Source organism: Mycobacterium shunyiense (assembly GCF_058270035.1).
In genome coordinates this window covers 276758-293946 of record NZ_JBZDPT010000019.1, presented here as the reverse complement: position 1 = coordinate 293946, position 17189 = coordinate 276758, and the positions used below count along the sequence as shown (strand labels likewise).

Annotated in this window: 19 protein-coding genes; 4 read left to right on the top strand and 15 right to left on the bottom strand. The window is 67.2% G+C overall.

Annotated elements, in window-relative coordinates; all coding sequences use genetic code 11:
* Positions 1-59 precede the first annotated feature (59 nt).
* The 9 genes from AC4ELS_RS13565 to AC4ELS_RS13525 all read right to left on the bottom strand — a co-directional run bounded on the left by AC4ELS_RS13565 (position 60) and on the right by AC4ELS_RS13525 (position 9088).
* Positions 60-983 carry an SAM-dependent methyltransferase gene (locus AC4ELS_RS13565; RefSeq protein ID WP_498886003.1) on the bottom strand — a complete coding sequence of 308 codons (924 nt, stop codon included), beginning with the start codon at positions 981-983 and terminating at the stop codon, positions 60-62.
* Complete coding sequence (locus AC4ELS_RS13560) at positions 970-1323, bottom strand: monovalent cation/H(+) antiporter subunit G (RefSeq protein ID WP_448443913.1); 354 nt, start codon at positions 1321-1323, stop codon at positions 970-972. The genes AC4ELS_RS13565 and AC4ELS_RS13560 overlap by 14 nt, the downstream gene beginning before the upstream one ends.
* Complete coding sequence (locus tag AC4ELS_RS13555; protein ID WP_064880600.1) at positions 1320-1601, bottom strand: monovalent cation/H+ antiporter complex subunit F; 282 nt, start codon at positions 1599-1601, stop codon at positions 1320-1322. The genes AC4ELS_RS13560 and AC4ELS_RS13555 overlap by 4 nt, the downstream gene beginning before the upstream one ends.
* A 71-nt stretch (positions 1602-1672) precedes the next feature.
* Positions 1673-2206 carry a Na+/H+ antiporter subunit E gene (locus tag AC4ELS_RS13550; RefSeq protein WP_448443910.1) on the bottom strand — a complete coding sequence of 178 codons (534 nt, stop codon included), beginning with the start codon at positions 2204-2206 and terminating at the stop codon, positions 1673-1675.
* A complete protein-coding gene (locus tag AC4ELS_RS13545; RefSeq protein ID WP_064957140.1) occupies positions 2203-3801 on the bottom strand; it encodes a Na+/H+ antiporter subunit D in 1599 nt (532 codons plus the stop codon). The genes AC4ELS_RS13550 and AC4ELS_RS13545 overlap by 4 nt, the downstream gene beginning before the upstream one ends.
* A complete protein-coding gene (locus tag AC4ELS_RS13540) occupies positions 3798-4259 on the bottom strand; it encodes a Na(+)/H(+) antiporter subunit C (RefSeq protein WP_064957139.1) in 462 nt (153 codons plus the stop codon). Before AC4ELS_RS13540 ends, AC4ELS_RS13545 begins: the two co-directional genes overlap by 4 nt.
* Complete coding sequence (locus AC4ELS_RS13535) at positions 4256-7108, bottom strand: Na+/H+ antiporter subunit A (RefSeq protein ID WP_064880606.1); 2853 nt, start codon at positions 7106-7108, stop codon at positions 4256-4258. Before AC4ELS_RS13535 ends, AC4ELS_RS13540 begins: the two co-directional genes overlap by 4 nt.
* Before the next feature lie 192 nt (positions 7109-7300).
* Positions 7301-8587, bottom strand: coding sequence for an ArsB/NhaD family transporter (locus AC4ELS_RS13530; RefSeq protein ID WP_499047725.1), 1287 nt, complete (start codon positions 8585-8587; stop codon positions 7301-7303).
* Positions 8588-8599: 12 nt separating this feature from the next.
* Positions 8600-9088, bottom strand: coding sequence for a CBS domain-containing protein (locus AC4ELS_RS13525; protein ID WP_499047723.1), 489 nt, complete (start codon positions 9086-9088; stop codon positions 8600-8602).
* A 156-nt stretch (positions 9089-9244) separates the two neighbouring features.
* On the opposite strand from AC4ELS_RS13525, the gene AC4ELS_RS13520 reads away from it, so the two are divergent.
* Together AC4ELS_RS13520 and AC4ELS_RS13515 are read left to right on the top strand one after the other, a co-directional pair.
* Positions 9245-10204 (top strand): sensor histidine kinase, encoded by a 960-nt coding sequence (locus tag AC4ELS_RS13520; RefSeq protein WP_064880610.1) that lies wholly within the window; start codon positions 9245-9247, stop codon positions 10202-10204.
* Positions 10204-10851 carry a response regulator gene (locus tag AC4ELS_RS13515; protein ID WP_055110531.1) on the top strand — a complete coding sequence of 216 codons (648 nt, stop codon included), beginning with the start codon at positions 10204-10206 and terminating at the stop codon, positions 10849-10851. The genes AC4ELS_RS13520 and AC4ELS_RS13515 overlap by 1 nt, the downstream gene beginning before the upstream one ends.
* Here the strand turns inward: AC4ELS_RS13515 and AC4ELS_RS13510 are convergent.
* Genes AC4ELS_RS13510 through AC4ELS_RS13500 form a run of 3 tightly spaced genes read right to left on the bottom strand, consistent with a single transcriptional unit; the run spans position 10818 to position 12208 of the window.
* The gene (locus AC4ELS_RS13510) at positions 10818-11267 is read right to left on the bottom strand and encodes a DUF1707 domain-containing protein (RefSeq protein WP_499047720.1); all 450 of its coding nucleotides are present in this window, start codon (positions 11265-11267) and stop codon (positions 10818-10820) included. The two genes, AC4ELS_RS13515 and AC4ELS_RS13510, sit on opposite strands and share 34 nt — an antisense overlap.
* 60 nt (positions 11268-11327) lie before the next feature.
* Entirely contained in the window at positions 11328-11822 is a 495-nt protein-coding gene (locus tag AC4ELS_RS13505) for a hypothetical protein (protein ID WP_499047718.1), read from the bottom strand.
* A complete protein-coding gene (locus AC4ELS_RS13500) occupies positions 11819-12208 on the bottom strand; it encodes a hypothetical protein (protein WP_499047716.1) in 390 nt (129 codons plus the stop codon). The genes AC4ELS_RS13505 and AC4ELS_RS13500 overlap by 4 nt, the downstream gene beginning before the upstream one ends.
* Positions 12209-12229: 21 nt before the next feature.
* Here AC4ELS_RS13500 and AC4ELS_RS13495 point away from each other — a divergent pair, with 21 nt between their 5' ends.
* Both AC4ELS_RS13495 and AC4ELS_RS13490 read left to right on the top strand, forming a co-directional pair.
* Positions 12230-12814 (top strand): TetR/AcrR family transcriptional regulator, encoded by a 585-nt coding sequence (locus AC4ELS_RS13495; RefSeq protein WP_499047714.1) that lies wholly within the window; start codon positions 12230-12232, stop codon positions 12812-12814.
* Positions 12815-12839: 25 nt separating this feature from the next.
* Positions 12840-13292, top strand: coding sequence for an SRPBCC family protein (locus tag AC4ELS_RS13490; RefSeq protein ID WP_498885987.1), 453 nt, complete (start codon positions 12840-12842; stop codon positions 13290-13292).
* Positions 13293-13381: 89 nt separating this feature from the next.
* Here AC4ELS_RS13490 and AC4ELS_RS13485 read toward each other — a convergent pair whose 3' ends face one another.
* The 3 genes from AC4ELS_RS13485 to AC4ELS_RS13475 are packed head-to-tail and all read right to left on the bottom strand — an operon-like array spanning position 13382 to position 17185.
* Complete coding sequence (locus AC4ELS_RS13485; protein WP_448443894.1) at positions 13382-15604, bottom strand: AAA family ATPase; 2223 nt, start codon at positions 15602-15604, stop codon at positions 13382-13384.
* A 1-nt stretch (position 15605) separates the two neighbouring features.
* Complete coding sequence (pssA, locus tag AC4ELS_RS13480) at positions 15606-16487, bottom strand: CDP-diacylglycerol--serine O-phosphatidyltransferase (RefSeq protein WP_064880630.1); 882 nt, start codon at positions 16485-16487, stop codon at positions 15606-15608.
* Positions 16484-17185 (bottom strand): phosphatidylserine decarboxylase, encoded by a 702-nt coding sequence (locus tag AC4ELS_RS13475; protein WP_448443892.1) that lies wholly within the window; start codon positions 17183-17185, stop codon positions 16484-16486. The genes pssA and AC4ELS_RS13475 overlap by 4 nt, the downstream gene beginning before the upstream one ends.
* Positions 17186-17189 lie beyond the last annotated feature (4 nt).

The following is a 17189-nucleotide window of genomic DNA, read 5'->3' as shown; positions in this document are numbered from 1 at the left end:
GGGCGAAGATTTCGCGATTCGGCCGCCACCAGGTTACGAACGCGACCGCCTGATCTCCGTCACCAAGAATTCTTCTCGGTCAGAACACCCTCGACGAATTCGGTGGCCATGGTGCCCTCGGTGGTGTCAGCGGACAGGGACCGGTGGTAACGCGCCATCAGATCGTCGGCAGGCAGCGCCGCCACGTCCCAGCAGTGTTCACTGAGCCACTCGGGCACATAGGGGCGGTCCTCGATGAACCACAACTGTGCGGGATCGGGCATGTCCTCGGCGGACTCGCCCGCTTCGGCGGCCTCGGCGCGCATCTTCTCGATGAGCTCACGGCGACGCGCCAGATGGTCCTCGGAGAAGAACCCGGCACTGAACGACTCGACGCCTATCCGGCTGTCCCGTGCGGACAGCTCGGTGATGCGCTCGAACAGCAGGTCCTGCGCCTCGGCGGGCAGGTAGGGCAGTAGCCCCTCGACTGACCAGGCCGTCGGTTGGGTGGCGTCGAAACCGGCATCCCGCAAGGCTTTCGGCCAATCCTGACGCAGATCGACGGGCACCGCGACATACCGGGCCTTCGGTACCGCGCCGCGGGCCGCCAGGACTTCCTCCTTGAACTGCAGCACCTGCGGTTGGTCGATCTCGAACACCACGCTCTCCTGGATCCAGGGCAACCGCCAGGCCCGGGCATCCAGACCGGCCGCCAGGATCACCGACTGACGGATACCCGCTGCGCCTGAGGCGACGAAGAACTCGTCGAACCACTTGGTCCGCGAGGCGGCGTAATTGCCGATGGCGCGGATCCGTTGAGCCATCGCCCCGGTTGGCGGTCGCCAGCCCCGCGTGGCCGCGGCGTCGAGAAACATCTGTGCATACGGGTCGGTGAACAACGGAGAGTCCGCGGTGGTCTCGTCGGCACGAGCCATCGCCACCCCGAGCGCGGTCGCACCCACACTCTCGGTGATATCCCAGCTGTCGTCGTTAGTTCTGGCCATCGCTTCCAGTCTCCTCGAACTCGGCCATCTCGTCTCGGGTCAACAGGTTCTCCCGGTTGCTCTGCTCGCGGTAGGCCAGTTGCCCAACGCGGTTGGCGATCACCGGCGCGGTGATCAGCGTGAACAAACCGGTCAGGATCAGCATGCCGACATCGGCATGGCCGCGGAGACGGATCGCGGCACCGGCCAGCACCAACAGCAACCCGAGCACCTGAGGCTTGGTCGCCGAATGCATCCGCGACATGGTGTCGCCGAACCGCACAATGCCGATCGCGGCGGTCAGGGCCAGCGTCGACCCGGCCAGAATCAAGACCGCAGTCACGATGTCGAGGACGTTCATGGCGCCCTCTTCCGCCGCGGCTCGGTATCGGGCACACGGAAACGCGCCACGCTGACCGACCCGACGAAGCTGATCAACGCCAACGCGGTCAGGCTGTAGGTCACCGTGGTGTCCAGGCTGTAGGCCGCCCAGGTCCCGATACCGCACAGCGTGACGGCCACCAGGGTGTCCAGCGCCACCAGCCGATCCAAGGTGCTCGGACCGGCCAAGAGACGAAACATCGTGATCGCCGCGGCGGCGGTCAACATGACCGCGGCGATCGTCCAGACGGTACTCATGCGCGATCCGCCTTCGCTCCTCGCTGAACACTCATGCGCGATCCGCCATCGCTCCTCGCTGAACACTCATGTCAGGCGCCCTCCTTGTTGGCCACGGGACGCCAATCAGACTCGCGCTCGAAAGCCGCCACCAAAAGCCGCTCCAGGGTGGTGATCTGGTTGTGGAACCGCTCGATCGCCTTGTCGGAACCGGCGTCGACGACGTGTACGTAGATCAGCCGGCGGGCCTGATCGATCTCCAGCACGATGGTGCCCGGGGTCAGGTTCACGATGTTGACCCCGAGGGCCAGAACCAGATCCGACTTGATCGCCAGATGCGCCCGTAGCACCGCATTGACCGGCAGCGGCCCGGGCCTGACGGCCAGCCATGCCATCTGGAACGAGGACATCACCAGCCAGACGGCCACCTGAACCGCCAACCGCGCCAACGACAGCAGATGAACCCGGCCCTCCACCGGGACGGCAGGCAGCGGGAGCAGAACCGTGATCACCACGGCGACGGCCAGGCCCGCGATGATGTTGGCCGCAGAGAGGCTGCCCCACAACAGCACCCAGACCAACATCAGCCAGCACAGGATCCAGGCCCGAAGCAGCAGCCACCTCATCGCGGATCACCCCCGAGCACGGCAGAGATGTACTGTCCACGATCCAAGACCTCGGCCGCGGCGCGCTCGCTGTAGGAGAAGATCGGCCCGGCCGCCACGGTCAACGCGAGCCCGACCGCGATCAAAGCGCCCGTCGGGGCCAGCATTCCCACCGGCATGCGTCCCACACTGTCACGATCGGCGAACTCGATGTCCTCGATGTCATCGAGGAGCACTGCCGGCGCTGCCCCGGCCAAATGTCCTTCGGGCGCATCGGCGCGGGCCCGCCAGAACGCCTTCGTCCACACCCGGGCCACCACGTAGAGCGTGAGCAGGCTTGTCACCACACCCCCGGCGACCAGGATCCAGGCCAGGACCGAACCGTTCTCGGCACCGGCTTCCAGCAGCGCAACCTTGCCGATGAAACCCGAGAAGGGCGGAATGCCACCGAGGTTGAGCGCGGGCACCACGAAGACGAACGCGAGTACCGGACTGGCCGCGGCGAGCCCGCCCAGCCGCTGCAACGTCGACGCCCCGGCCTGCCGTTCGATCAGGCCGACCACCAGGAACAGCGTGGTCTGCACCACGATGTGGTGGGCCACGTAGTAGATCGCGCCGGACATGCCGAGCTGGTTGGCCAGTGCGACCCCGAAAACCATGTAGCCGATGTGGCTCACCAGGGTGAAGGACAGCAGCCGTTTGATGTCGCTCTGGGCGATCGCGCCGAGGATGCCGATGATCATGGTGAGCAGGCCCGCCACCAGCAGCACGTTGTCCAGCTCGCCGCCGGGGAACAGCAGCGAATGGGCCCGGATGATCGCGTACACACCGACTTTCGTCAGCAAACCGGCGAACACCGCGGTGACCGGCGCGGGCGCGGTGGGGTAGGAGTCGGGCAGCCACGTCGACAGCGGAAAGACCGCGGCCTTGATGCCGAACGCCACCAGCAATACCGCGAACAGTGCGGTGCGGGTGCCCGTCGAGATGTCATCGAGGCGCAGCGCCAGCTCAGCCATGTTGAGTGTTCCCGTCGCCGCGTACACCAGCGCGATGCCGATCAGGAAGATCAGCGACGACACCATCGAGACCAGCACGTAAGAGATGCCGGCCCGGACCCGGTCCTCACTGGCGCCGATGGTCAGCAGGACGAAGCTCGCGGCCAGCAGCACCTCGAAGCCGACGAACAGGTTGAACAGGTCACCGGCCAGGAAGGCGGTGCACACACCGGCCGACAGCACCAGATAGGTGGGCAGGAAGATCGACGTCGGCTGGCGTTCGTCGCCGTCGCGGATACCCTGCCCGATGGCGTAGGCGACCACGGCCAGCAACACGATGGCCGACACCACGAGCATGAGCGCCGAAAGCCGGTCCACCACCAGCGTGATGCCCAACGGCCCCATCCCCGGCACGCTCTGCCCCCACCCGCCGACGTGTAGCACCAGCGTGCCGTCGCGGTCGGCCAGGTAAACCAGTGCCGCGCACACCACCACCACCGCCGTCAGCGCGAACTGGGTGATGACCCTTTGCAGCCGGGGACGACGCCCGGCCACCAGCGTGGCCGCCGCGGCCAGCGCCGGGATCAGTACCGGCAGGGGGATCAGGGCCTGGGCGCTCACTTGGACCCCTCGAATCCCGGCAGCGCATCGAGTTCGTCGGGCGCGTCGGTATCGCGGTGGGGATCGGCCACCGGAATGACTTCTTCTTCCTCAGCACTCGACCGCTGGGAGACGCGGGTGTCCTCCGGATCGTTACTGACTTCTTCGACCGTGGTGAGTCGATACGAGCGGTAGGCCAGCGCCAGGACGAACGCCGCCAGCCCCATGCTGATGACGATTGCGGTGAGGATCATGCCCTGGGCCAGCGGATCGGCATCGGTGGTGGCGCCGTTGCTGGTGCGCCCCCGGATCGGCGGATTACCCCCGCGGCCGCCGACGGTGAGGATCAACAGGTTGACCGCGTTGCCGATCAGCAACAGCCCCAACAGCATCCGGGTCAGGTTGCGTTCGAGCAGCAGGTACACCCCGGTGCTGGTGAGCCCGCCGATGATGATCAGCGTGATCAGGAATGTCGTCATCGGGCGATCTCCGTATCCACGCGGGCGCCGAGGCTGCGCAGGATGTCGAGCACCAAACCGACGACGATGAGATACACCCCCAAATCGAAGAACAGCGCGGTCACCATCTTGACCGAGCCCAGCACCGGCACGTCGAACTCCAGCACCGCCGAAGACAACGCCGGCGCCCCCAACAGGATCGAGGCGACCGCCGTCCCCGCCGACAGGCCCAGCCCGGTGCCCAGGATCTTGCCCGCGTCGAGCGGCAGCGTCTCGCCCAGCTCATAGCGGCCGCCGGCCAGGTACCGCAGCACGAGCGCCAGGCCCGCGGTCAACCCGCCGGCGAAACCACCGCCGGGAGTGTTGTGGCCGGCGAAGAAGAAGTACGCCGAGAGCACCATGATGAGCGGGAAGATGACGCGCGTCGCGACCTCCAGCACCAGGGAACGGTGGCGAGGGTCGCGCAGCTCGCTGCCGCGTAGCCAGGTGACATCGCCGACTGCCGGGCTGTACGCGCCGACAGGACCGATGTCGGGCTGGCCGACGGCCGTGCTGACCCGCGGTGCGGCGCCGAATCGCCGATGCCGGAACACCAGTGACGCCACACCTGTGGCGGCCACCAGAAGCACCATCACCTCGCCCAAGGTGTCCCAGGCGCGGATGTCGACCAGCAACACGTTGACCGCGTTGGCCCCGTGCCCGCGGTAATAGGCGGCGTCGGGAATCAACTCGGCGACGCCGGCGCCGTCGCGGGCGGCCATCGCGAATACCGCCAGCGTGGTGACCGTGGCCCCCACCGCCAGTGCCAGCGCCGCGCGCGGCAGCCGGTGGCGGTTGATGTTGGTGGCGTCGGCCTCGGGGGGCAGGATCCGGAGGACCAGCACGAAGATCACCAAAACCAGTGTCTCGACCAGGAATTGGGTCAATGCCAGGTCAGGTGCGCCGTGGAAGGCGAAGATCGCACCGCAGCCGTAGCCGGTCACCCCGACCAGCAGCACCGCGGCCAGCCGGTTACGCATCACGGTCGCGCCGATGGCGGCGGCCAGCATCAGCAACCCGACCACCACCTGCAGCGGGGAATCCCACAGTGCGATATCCGGGCGATCCCGCGCTCCGAGCGCCAGCATCACGATGGGCAGCACCACCAGCGTCGACAGGATCACCGACTGGGTGGCCGGCAGCGAGCCGCGCTGAGTCTCGCCCGTCAACCGCACCGAGGCGATGTCCAGACCGCGAATCACCGCGTCGTACATGCGGTCGGCGTTACCCAGCGGGCGATAGGCGAACCGGGTGCGGGGCAAACGGTTCCGCCCGAAGAACACCGCGGTGCCGACGGCAAGCACCACCACCGAGAGCAACAGCGGCAACCCGAGGCCGTGCCACAGGGCCAGGTGGTAACCCGACCCGCCTGGCATGGTGTCGGCGTATTCGTCGAGCACTGCGTCCATCCCGGCCGGCCACAACCCGAAGCCCAGGCCGGCGGCAGCCAGGACGGCCGGGCCGGCCAGGAAAGTCATTGAGGGACGGTGCATTTCAAGGACGCGGGTGCTCGGCTTCGGAAGTCCCTTGTCGGAGAACGCGCCCCACATGAAGCGCAGGCTGTACATCGTGGTGAACACCGAGCCGACGACGATGCCGGCCAGCACCCACGGCGCCGCTGAGCCGAGTGCCGGGCTGTGCAGAACCGTCTCGAGGTCGGCTTCCTTGGCGACGAACCCGAAGAACGGCGGCAACGCGGCCATGCTGGCGGTCGCACACGCGGCGACGATCAGTAGCGGCTTGCACTGACGCCCCAAGCCCGCGAGGCGGCGGATGTCGCGGGTGCCGGTGGTGTGGTCGATGATGCCCACCACCATGAACAGCCCGGCCTTGAACATCGCGTGTGCACAGAGCATGGCCAGCCCGGCCAGCATCATGTCGCTGCCGCCGGCGCCCACCATCACGGTGATCAGGCCGAGCTGGCTGACCGTGCCGAACGCGAGAATCAACTTGAGGTCGTATTCACGGACGGCCCGCCAGCCGGCCAGCAGCATCGTGAGCAACCCGAGGCCGATCACCATCGGCCGCCACAGCGGCGTCTCGGCGAAGCCCGGCGCCATCCGTGCCACCAGATACACACCGGCCTTGACCATCGCCGCGGCGTGCAGATAGGCGCTGACCGGAGTCGGTGCGGCCATCGCGCCGGGCAGCCAGAAGTGCATCGGCACAATCGCCGACTTGGACAGCGCCCCGACGAGGATCAGCGCAATGCCGATGGCGGCCGCCGTTCCGCCCGGGGGAGAGGCGATCAACTCCGAGAGCAGATACGTGCCTGACAGGTGGCCCAGCACGATGATGCCGACCAGCATCGCCAGCCCGCCGAACGTCGTCACCAGCAGCGCCTGGGTGGCCGCGCGTCGGCTGGTCGCACGCTCGGCGTAGTGCCCGACCAGCAGGAACGACAGCACCGTGGTGGTTTCCCAGAAGATGTAGAGCACCAGCATGTTGTCGCTGACCACCAGACCGAACATCGATCCGGAGAAGGCGACCAACTCGGCGGCGAAGCTGGGCAGCCGCTTCTCGATCTTGCCGTCGTGGTGGTGGAAATACTCGCCGCAGTAGAACAGCACCAATGAGCCGATCGCGAGCACCAGCACGCTCATGATCGCGGCCAGCGAGTCGAATCGCAGCGTGATGTCCATCGACAGCTCGTGCACCCACGGGATGCTCACGGTCGGGACGCGATCGTGGCTGGGCCAGTTCAAGCCGACCCAGGCCAGGGAGCCGAGCGGCACCAAGGCCAGGGGATAGAACGCTCGCCGCCCCCATTTGGCCACCAGAAGTGGCGCCAGCGCGGTAGCGACCGCGTGGGCGAGCAGAACGGCGAGCATGGCACTCCGATCGGGTTGGGGTCGGGGTGTCGGCTACCGATGAGCGCTTGCGCGAACAGCACCGGCAGGGAGAGCTATCAGGTGGCTATGGCTTTTGGGCTATTGGTTGCTAGTGATGGTTGCTACTGATTAATGGCATTCTACGTGGGCCGTTTCCTGCCGCGAGAGTGACGCAATGGTTGTGCACCGCCATCAGAAGTACCGCAGCCAGACGTACACCCAGGCCAACACGGTGCTGAGGGCGGTGACCACCAGGCCGTAACGGGTGAACCGCCAGAAGCTGATCGGATGGCCGGCCCGCTTGGCGATGCCGATGGCCACCACGTTGGCGCTGGCCGCGATGGCGGTGCCGTTGCCGCTGAAACAGGCGCCGAGCGCGAACGCCCACCACAGCGCCTCACCGGTGGGTGCGTCTGGAACCTGGGCCACCATGTCCTCCACCACCGGCGTCATCGTCGCGGTATAAGGAATGTTGTCGACGAAGGCGCCGACGATCGCCGAACCGAACAACAGGGCCGTGGCCGCCCCGAACCAGTTGTCGCCGAATGCCGATTCGGCCACCGACCCGAGCGCACCGATGACACCGGTGTGGACCAACCCGGCGACCATGACGAACAGTCCCATGAAGAAGACCAGGGTGGGCCACTCGACCTCGGGTAGCACCTCGGCCACATCGATGTCGGTGACCAGCAGCATCGCCCCGGCGCCCAGCAGCGCCACGATCGACGGCGCCACATGCAACACCGAGTGCAGCGCGAACCCGACGATCACGACGTTGAGTACGAGTAGAGAGCGGATCAGTAGGCGCTTGTCCTTGATCGCCCGCCGCTCCTGCAGGGCCAGCACCTCGTCGATCTGCACCTGGTCGGCGCGCAGGTCTCGATGGAACAGCACCCGGGTGAACAGGACGAACAACGCGAAGATGATGACCACGACCGGCGCCATGTGGATCAGGAAGTCGTTGAAGGTCAGTCCGGCACGGCTGCCGATGATGATGTTCGGCGGATCCCCGATCAGGGTGGCGGCGCCGCCGATGTTGGAGGCCAGCACCTCGGCGATCAGATAGGGCTGTGGCGCGATACGCAGTCGGTCGCAGATCACCAGGGTCACCGGTGCGATCAACAGGATGATGGTCACGTTGTCCAGCACCGGCGAGGCGAACGCGGTGATCGCCATCAGCATGACCATCAGCCGGAACGGATTGCCGCGGGATCGCTTGGCCGCCCAGATCGCGAGGAAGTCGAACAGCCCGGTCTGCTTGATGACGCCGACGATCACCATCATCCCGAGCAGCAGGAAGATGACGTTCCAGTCGATGCCCTGGTGCTCGGAGTAGAACACCTGCGCGCCGGGAATCAGGCCCAGCAGGGCCATCAGGCCGGCGGCCACCAGGACGGTCTTGACCTTGTCGGCTCGTTCGGTGGCGATGAACCAGAAGGCGACGACGAAGATCGTCAGCGCCAGAACCGGAGCCAGCATGGGCCCGGGTGATCAGTCGCCGGGCCCGGCGACCGCGAGGCTGGTCAACAGCCGTTCGAGAGTGACGGCTCCGGTGAGCCGTCCGCTGCGGTCGACGACGGCGATCAGCGGGCTGCGTTTGTTGGCCATCACGGTGGCGATCTCCAACAGTGTGGCGTCGGGTGTCACGGTCGCCGGCTTGGTGGCGGGGCCCGGCAGGCAGTCACCGACGGTGAGCTTTCCCGGGCCGTGCCAGAACAGGTCGGCGTGGATTTCGTCGACGGTGCGGACCAGTGCCGGATCATCTTGGTAGGACTCGGGAATCGCCAGACGCAGCACCTGGGTTCCGGGCAGCACCGCCACCGGGCGATCGTCGTCGTCGACCACCACCAGGCCGGGAAGCCGGTTGACCACCATGAGCTGGACGGCCTTCGATACCGGGTCGTCGATCCGCACGGTGGGTAGGTGGGCTGCGATTTCATGTGCCTGCATGAGCTTGTTCCAATGCGTCGTCAGTGTCATCGTCCTCGTTCTCCGATCACTTCGGGACGGCTCGGCTTCGGCGGTGGCTGCCAGTGTGTGCGACCCGGTGGTAGGGGACCATCGGGGCTGACACCCATTCGGAGGGGGGAATTGCCTGTATGGACAACAGTGCTGGTCTCGGGTCACGCTGGTGGGGTGAAACCGGCGCGCACCCCGGCGGCCGCGTTGTTCCGGCGGGTGTTCCTGATCAACGGGTTGATCTTCACGCTGGGCACACTGATTTTGGCGGTATCGCCGGCCTCGGTGTCGGCGCGCATCAAGGTCACCGAAATCCCGGTCCTGGCCGTGGGTTTGGTGATCATCCTGGCCGCCAACGCCGTGTTGTTGCGGTCCAGTCTTGCCCCACTGGATCGGCTCGCCGCGTCAATGCGGCGGGTCGATCCGCCCAAGCGCAGCGATCGTGTCGACGGCCGTGGCAGCGGCGATCTGCAGCACCTGATCGAGTCGTTCAACGCGATGCTGGACCGGTTGGAGACGGAAAGGACCACCGCCAGCGCGTCGGCACTGGCGGCCCAGGAGAACGAGCGGCAACGCATCGCACGGGAACTGCACGACGAGATCGGTCAGACCCTGACGGTTGCACTGCTGCGGCTCAAGCGGGTTGTCGACCGGGCGCCCGAGTCGATCAAGGACGAACTGGCCGATGCTCAGGAGATCGTGCGATCCAGCCTTGACGAGGTACGTGAAATCGCCCGGCGGCTGCGTCCCGATGCGCTGGAGGATCTCGGGTTGCACAGTGCGCTCAATGCGCTGTGCACCGACTTCGGTCAGGCCTCGGGGATCGCCGTCGTCAAACACATTGCGCCGCAATCAGGTCGGTTGAAACCGGATGTCGAGCTCGTGTGCTATCGAATCGCCCAGGAGAGCCTGACGAATGTGGCTCGGCACGCCGAGGCCGGCAAGGTGTGGCTTGACCTGCATACCGGCGCAACCGACCTGACGCTGCGGATCGCCGACGACGGCCGTGGCGGCGTGGATGACGAAGGTGCCGGCATCAACGGCATGCGCGAGCGCGCCCTGCTGGTGAACGCCGACCTCTCCATCACCTCACCGCCAGACGGCGGCACCGAGGTGCGGCTGGTGATCCCGCTCTGATGTCCGCACGCATCCTGCTCGCCGACGACCACGCACTGGTCCGTAGCGGTCTGCGCATGATCATCGACGCCGAGCCGGATCTGCAGGTGGTGGCCGAGGCCGCCGACGGGCATGAGGCGGTGACCGCGCTCGGGACGACGCCGGTGGACCTGGCGATCCTCGACATCGCGATGCCGCGGATGACGGGATTGCAGGCCGCACGGGAGATCAACCGGACGCATCCGAACGTGCGGATCCTGATCCTGTCGATGTACGACAACGAGCAGTACTTCTTCGAGGCGCTCAAGGCCGGGGCATCGGGCTACGTGTTGAAGTCCGTGGCCGACCGCGACCTGCTCGAGGCCTGCCGGGCGACGATGAGAGGGGAGCCGTTCCTGTACGCCGGCGCGGTGACGGCGCTGATCCGCGACTATCTGCACCGGTCACGTCAGGGCGGGGAACTGCCGGACACGATCCTCACCCCTCGGGAGGAGGAGGTCCTCAAACTGATCGCCGAGGGCTACTCGACCCGTGAGATCGCCGCGACCCTGACGATCAGCGCGAAGACGGTTGATCGGCACCGGACGAACATCCTGGCCAAACTCGGGCTGCGAGACCGGCTTGCGCTGACGCGTTACGCGATCCGCGCCGGACTGATCGAACCGTGAGCCCACACCGGAATGGCATGTGACGCAACGCCGATACCCCAGCCCATGATCGGCCAGACCGGCCAGAAGTACCAGCCGCCTCCGCCGAGTCCGACGGCAAGCCAGATGCCGAGCATCAGCAGGGCGCCGGCGAGGTAGGCGGCGAGGTGGATCCGGACGCTCATCCGGGCGGCCCGCTGCTGCGCGGCGTGACGACGGGGATCGCGTCGTCGTAGTCGGTTGACGGGGAGGTCGGCGACGAGCAGGCGCAGTTGGTCGGCGGTCTGCGCCTGGAACGTCGACTGCAGTCGATCCTCGTACTCGGGCATCGTCAGATAGCCCTGGGTGAGTGCCTGTCCGAGGTCGTTCGCGGTCTGCGCACGTTCCCGGTCGCCGGCGCGGGCGGTTTCAACGGTGTGTAAGGCGGTGTCGGCCATTTCGACTCCCGTGAATCTAGTCAGTGACAAGTTGGACTATGCCACCGTAACTAGCCACCGTCAAGATGTAATCGCCGAGGCTTCCTCTTCGGCCAACTCGCGCAGGGTGAGCAGCTGTTTACGCATCATCACCACGTCGCCCAGTGCCAGTGCCCAGCCGAGGATCCGGTTCGTGCCGAAGCGCACCCGCACGTGCAATCGGGAGCCGCCGACTTCGGGTCGGGTGGCATACGTGACCGCGACCGTTCCGGATCGCAGGGTGATGTGCTCGTCCTCGATGAACGAGTCCAGCGTGAAGATCTGCATGAAGCGTTGGCCCACCGTGAGGCGGGCGAGCTCCGGGTCCCGGGTGCGCGGGCTGCGTCTGCCGAAATTGTCGAGCAGGTCGTAGCTGTAGGGCGCGGCGCGCAGTTGGCACAGCCACCCGAAAACGGTCGACGGTGGTGCACAGATGCTGATCGCCCGGTCCGCGCAGACCGCGGCGTCGGGGGCGAGGGCATCGCACGGCAGCGGAGCGGCACGTTCATGCGTCGTGGCGCCCCAGTTCGCGATCATGCCGGGACGTTCGGACGCGGACGGAGTTGGCCGGCAATGCGTTTGAGCGCGTAGCGCACCGCAACCTTGTGGCCGCCCGAACCGATTACCAGCGCGCGATAGACCTTTCCGTGGATGCCGGGGAAGGCGGCCCAGGTTTGTGAGCGCACCCTGGTGCGATGCGGGCCCAGGTCGTCCAGTTCGAACACCCACTCGTAGATCGAGAAGGGATGACGGCCCTTGAGTACCAGGCGCAGGCGCGGCGTGCACTCGCCGATCGCGAACCCGATCGGAGGCCGCGGCTCGGTCGGGCCGCCGCACATTGCTCGAAGGACGGCGGCCCATGTCGTGGCAGCGTCGGCGTCGACTGTTGTGGCATGCTCATCGATATAGGGTAAACGTTCCATATAGAAGGACTGTACTAGAACATGGCGCCTCCTCGGAAGCATGAAACCGACGCGATTTTGGATGCGACGCGGGCCCTGGTGCTCTCCGAAGGGCCCAGGGCTGCAAGTGTTGCAGCGATTGCCAAGGTCAGCGGCGCTCCGGCGGGCACCCTGTATCACCGGTTCGGCAACCGCAACGGTGTGCTGACCGCGGCCTGGTTGCGGGCGCTGGAGCGGTTTCAATCGCGGGCGATGGCGGCGACGCCCGATGATCCGGTCGAGGCGGCGGTCGCGATGGGCGTGGCCGCCGTCGGTTTCGCCCGCGAAACCCCCGAGGACGCGCGGTTGCTGCTGACCATCCGGCCCAGTGATCTGCTCGACGGCGCTCCGGACGCAGAATTCACCGCGACGCTGACGGCGATGAACGCGCCACTCATCGAGCGGTTACGCGAACTGGCGCGGGGCATTTATGGCAACGACGACGCGCGCACGATGGACGCCATGTCGCGCGCGGTCGTCGACCTCCCGTATGCCGTCGTGCGCCGCCACGCCAACGACGCCGAGTTGCCGGCTTGGATGGAGGAAGACCTGGCCGATTCGGTGCGGAAGTTGTTGACCGCGCGATGAATCCGGTTTGGGTATGGTCGGGCGTATGGATTCTGAGTCCGGTGCCTCACGGGTGGTCGCGGCAAGTCGGGAGATCGCCGCGCCTGCGGAGGTCCTTTTCGAGATGATCGCCGACCCGGCCCAACAGCCACGCTGGGACGGCAACGAGAATCTGGCCGAAGCGCCGACCGGTCAGCGGGTTCGTGCGGTCGGGGACGTGTTCGTCATGACGATCAGCCAGGGCGGCGACCGGGAGAACCACGTCGTGGAGTTCGAGGAGGGACGGCGGATAGCGTGGCGACCATCGGAGGTCGGGAAGGAACCGCCCGGTCACCTGTGGCGCTGGGAGTTGGAACCGTTGGGCGACAACCGAACCCTGGTCACCCACACCTACGACTGGTCGCAGCTCACCGATGAGAAGCGGCTGGTGCGCGCACAAGCGACCACAGCCGACAAGCTGCAGGGATCGATCGATCGGCTGGCGGCGATCGCCGAGTAGGTAGTGATTCGCTCTGCGATGAGGGCGCACGGTTCTCGCACTTTTGCGCCGTAGATGCAGAGTCAACGCCGGGGAGTCCGGCGCCAACCTCACCGGCCGGCCGCGAACTCCCGTAACGACGCCACCTGCGTCGCATCCAGTGAGGGCCGCACGGTCTCGCGGGCTTTGGCGACATCGGCTGCGGTGACGTCGGCCGCATCGATCGACCGGCGCATCGCGGTCAACGCCGCCTCCCGCAGCAGCGCGACACAGTCGGCCGCGCTGTAACCGTCCAGCTCGGAGGCCAGGGCATCGAGATCGACGTCTGGGGCCAGCGGAATGGATTTGCCTGCGGTACGCAGGATTTCACGACGCGCATCGGCATCGGGCGGCTCGACGAACACCAGCCTCTCCAGCCGGCCCGGCCGTAGCAGCGCCGGGTCGATGAGGTCGGGGCGGTTGGTCGCACCCAGCACCACGACGTCGTTCATCGGTTCGATGCCGTCGAGTTCGGTCAACAGGGCGGCGACGACGCGGTCGGTCACCCCGGAATCGAAACTCTGTCCGCGGCGCGGAGCCAGGGCGTCGATCTCGTCGAGAAACACCAGCGACGGTGCCGAGTCACGGGCCCGGGCGAACAGTTCGCGCACGGCCTTCTCCGACGAGCCGACCCACTTGTCCATCAGCTCGGCACCTTTGACTGCGTGCACAGAGAGCTTCCCGGAGCTGGCGAGTGCCCGGACGACGAAGGTCTTGCCGCAACCGGGCGGGCCGTACAGCAGCACTCCGCGCGGTGGCTCCACGCCGAGGCGCTGGAAGGTATCGGGATGCTGCAGCGGCCACAGCACCGCTTCGGTGAGCGCCTGCTTGGTCTCGACCATGTCGCCGACGTCGTCGAGGGTCACCGAGCCGACCGACACCTCCTCGGCCGCCGACCTCGACAGCGGCCGGATCACCGTGAGTGCCCCGGTCAGGTCTTCCTGCCACAGCACCGGCTCGTTGCCGTCGGCGCTGGCTCGGGAGGCTGCCCGCAATGCGCCCTCGCGGACCAGTGCGGCCAGATCGGCGACGACGAAACCCGGTGTACGGTCGGCAACTTCGCCGAGATTCAGTTCAGCACACGGTACGCCCCGCAGCAGCACCTCCAGCAGTGACTTGCGGGTGGCGGCATCGGGCAGCGTCAGGGCCAGTTCGCGGTCGCACAGATCCGGCGCCCGCAGCCGGGTATCGACCCCGACGGGCACCGCCGACGTCGCGACGAACGCCACGCCGCGGGTGGCGACGGCGTCACGCAGCTCGCCGATGATCAGGGCGGCGACCGGCTCTGGGGCCCGGTCGCCGGTGGCGGCGGGCAACAGCGCGTCTACGTCGGAGATCAGCAGCACCCCGCCGCCGTCGCGCACACTGGCGACCGCGTCGGACACCCGGCTGAACCGGTCGTCGGCGGCCAGCGCCCCCACCTCCGGACCGTCGAGCTCCACCAACCGCCGCTCAGCGCACACGGTCCGCACCATGGTGGCCTTGCCGACACCGGCGGGCCCGGTCACCAGCACACCGAGATTGGGTGTGGCACCGAGAGTTTCGAGAAGCTGTGGCTCGTCGAGTGAGAGCTTGAGCCATTCGGTGAGCTTGCCGGCCTGGGTATGGGAGCCCTTGAGATCGTCGAAGCTGACCGCAGGTTCGGCGCGCGCGGGGCTGATCGTGTGGGCTCCGGTGGTATCCGACGGCCCCGATCCGACGCCGTCGAGGCCTGACCCCCACGACACCACCGAATTCGGTTGGATGCTCACCGGTCCGGACGGATCGACCCCGGTCACCGTCAACAGCTCCGAGGTCCAGGTGATACCCACCGACGAGCCCAGCGCCGCGGTGGCCGCCGACGTCGAGGTGCCCGGCCCCAGATCACGGGGGAGCAGCGACACCGTGTCGCCGACAGTCATCACCTTGCCCAGGAGCGCCTGGCGCAGCGTCGCCGACGAGATCGAATCGGTCGCCAATTTGGATCCGGTCACCGTGACCGCCCGGGCGCCGTACACCGTCACCGGCGCCACGATAACGGTGGCGTTCTCCCGCAGCCCGGCGTTGGACAGCGTCACGTCGTCGAGCAGGGCGGTCCCGGTGGGGGTGCCGCCGGGGGCAAGGCCGACGACAGCGGCGGTGGTACGGGAACCGGTCAGCGACACGGCATCCCACTCCCGGATCCCGAGGGCGGCGATCGCCTCGGGATGCAGTCGGACCACACCACGACGCGAGTCGAGCGCCGAGGTGTTCAGTCGTGCGGTCAGGCGCAGATGCCCGAGCGGTTGATCCTCGTCGACCTCGAGCTGCGACATGTCAGCGACCCGGCTTCCGCAGTCCCAAACGGGCCATAGACCGCCGATGCGGCTGGGCGCGGCGGATGGCGCGCCGCGCCGCGCGGCGCTGCTGCGGCTTGTCGTCCCACGATTCGGGGTGGCTGGCCACCCACTTCTTGGTGCGTATCGCAAACGGGATGTGGATCACGTAGGCCACGATGATCACCATGATCACGATGTAGCCGTAGAACACCGACGCCGCCACACCGATCGCGACGAGAGCGAGCAAGGGCGCCACCATGTTCGGCGGCACCGAGAAGGTGTGGATCTTGCGCATCGGGATCCGGCTGACCACCAGAAGCGAGACACCGATCATCCAGATCGACACCGCCCACTCGCTGGTCCACCACCCGTCGCCGAACTGCATCTTGGCCGCGAGCGGCCCGATGGCACCGAGCGCGCCCGCCGGCGCAGGCATGCCGACGAAGTACTCCTTCTCGTACGCGGGCTGATCCACGTCGAGCAGCGCGTTGAACCGGGCCAGCCGCAGCACGATGCATACCGCATACAGCAGCACCACGATCCAGCCGATCCGCGAATGCGACAGCAGGGTGCCGTAGACGATGAATGCCGGGGCGACACCGAAATTCACGGCATCGGCCAGCGAGTCGATCTCCTCGCCCATCTTGGAGGTGGCGTTGAGCATCCGGGCCACCCGGCCGTCCAGCGCGTCGAGGATCGCCGCGACTGCCAGAAATGCCATCGATTCGGTGGGCCGGTCGTCGAGCGCCATCTTGACCGCCGACAGGCCGAGGCAGATCGCGGCCACCGTCATCGCACTCGGCAGCATCCGCACGCTGAACGGCGGCGGCTTCATGCGGCCCTTGATCAACGACGGGGGCCTCATGCGCGGCTTGATCATGGCAACTCCGCCAGGACGGTTTCTCCGGCCAGCGTCCGCTGGCCCGGGGTGACGAGAAGCTTCGAACCGGCAGGTAGGTAGGTGTCCAACCGGGAGCCGTAGCGGATCAGACCGTAGGTCTCGCCGATGGCCAGTTTGTCGCCGACGCGGGCGTTGCACACGATGCGCCGGGCAATCAGACCGGCGATCTGCACCGCGATCACCTCGGTGCCCTCGGCAGTGCGGATCACGACGCTGTTGCGCTCGTTGTCCTCGCTGGCGGCTTCGAGTTCGGCCGAGTGGAACCGCCCGGGGCGATGCTGCACCGCGACGACGTCACCGCCGATCGGGGCACGCTGCACGTGCGCGTCGAGAACCGACAGGAAGATGCTGATCCGTGGCAGCGGGGTGTCGGGCAATCCCAGTTCGGCCGGCGGGACCGCGTCTCCGATCAGACACACCAACCCGTCGGCGGGAGCGACCACCACTCCGGGGCGCGTGGGCGCCACCCGGGCCGGATGCCGGAAGAACGCTGCGTTTGCGCCGGCGGCCAGCAGGCCGGCCCGGCGCACCCAGCGGTGCTTGCGGCCCAGGGCCGCAACGGCGAGGCTGGCGCCGACGAACGGCAATCCCGCCGAATGCATCGGCGGAACACTGGATCGCACCAGCGCCACGAGGCGTTCTGGTCCGGACTGCTGGAGGTCGGGGCGTCTGGCCATCGGG

Bases quoted from the DNA above. Each gene is read 5' to 3' on its own strand.
- AC4ELS_RS13565 (WP_498886003.1), bottom strand. From the start codon at position 983: ATGGCCAGAACTAACGACGACAGCTGGGATATCACCGAGAGTGTGGGT.
- AC4ELS_RS13560 (WP_448443913.1), bottom strand. From the start codon at position 1,323: ATGAACGTCCTCGACATCGTGACTGCGGTCTTGATTCTGGCCGGGTCG.
- AC4ELS_RS13555 (WP_064880600.1), bottom strand. From the start codon at position 1,601: ATGAGTACCGTCTGGACGATCGCCGCGGTCATGTTGACCGCCGCCGCG.
- AC4ELS_RS13550 (WP_448443910.1), bottom strand. From the start codon at position 2,206: ATGAGGTGGCTGCTGCTTCGGGCCTGGATCCTGTGCTGGCTGATGTTG.
- AC4ELS_RS13540 (WP_064957139.1), bottom strand. From the start codon at position 4,259: ATGACGACATTCCTGATCACGCTGATCATCATCGGCGGGCTCACCAGC.
- AC4ELS_RS13535 (WP_064880606.1), bottom strand. From the start codon at position 7,108: ATGCTCGCCGTTCTGCTCGCCCACGCGGTCGCTACCGCGCTGGCGCCA.
- AC4ELS_RS13530 (WP_499047725.1), bottom strand. From the start codon at position 8,587: ATGCTGGCTCCGGTTCTGGCGCTGACGATCTTCGTCGTCGCCTTCTGG.
- AC4ELS_RS13525 (WP_499047723.1), bottom strand. From the start codon at position 9,088: ATGACACTGACGACGCATTGGAACAAGCTCATGCAGGCACATGAAATC.
- AC4ELS_RS13515 (WP_055110531.1), top strand. From the start codon at position 10,204: ATGTCCGCACGCATCCTGCTCGCCGACGACCACGCACTGGTCCGTAGC.
- AC4ELS_RS13510 (WP_499047720.1), bottom strand. From the start codon at position 11,267: ATGGCCGACACCGCCTTACACACCGTTGAAACCGCCCGCGCCGGCGAC.
- AC4ELS_RS13505 (WP_499047718.1), bottom strand. From the start codon at position 11,822: ATGATCGCGAACTGGGGCGCCACGACGCATGAACGTGCCGCTCCGCTG.
- AC4ELS_RS13500 (WP_499047716.1), bottom strand. From the start codon at position 12,208: ATGGAACGTTTACCCTATATCGATGAGCATGCCACAACAGTCGACGCC.
- AC4ELS_RS13495 (WP_499047714.1), top strand. From the start codon at position 12,230: ATGGCGCCTCCTCGGAAGCATGAAACCGACGCGATTTTGGATGCGACG.
- AC4ELS_RS13490 (WP_498885987.1), top strand. From the start codon at position 12,840: ATGGATTCTGAGTCCGGTGCCTCACGGGTGGTCGCGGCAAGTCGGGAG.
- AC4ELS_RS13485 (WP_448443894.1), bottom strand. From the start codon at position 15,604: ATGTCGCAGCTCGAGGTCGACGAGGATCAACCGCTCGGGCATCTGCGC.
- pssA (WP_064880630.1), bottom strand. From the start codon at position 16,487: ATGATCAAGCCGCGCATGAGGCCCCCGTCGTTGATCAAGGGCCGCATG.
- AC4ELS_RS13475 (WP_448443892.1), bottom strand. From the start codon at position 17,185: ATGGCCAGACGCCCCGACCTCCAGCAGTCCGGACCAGAACGCCTCGTG.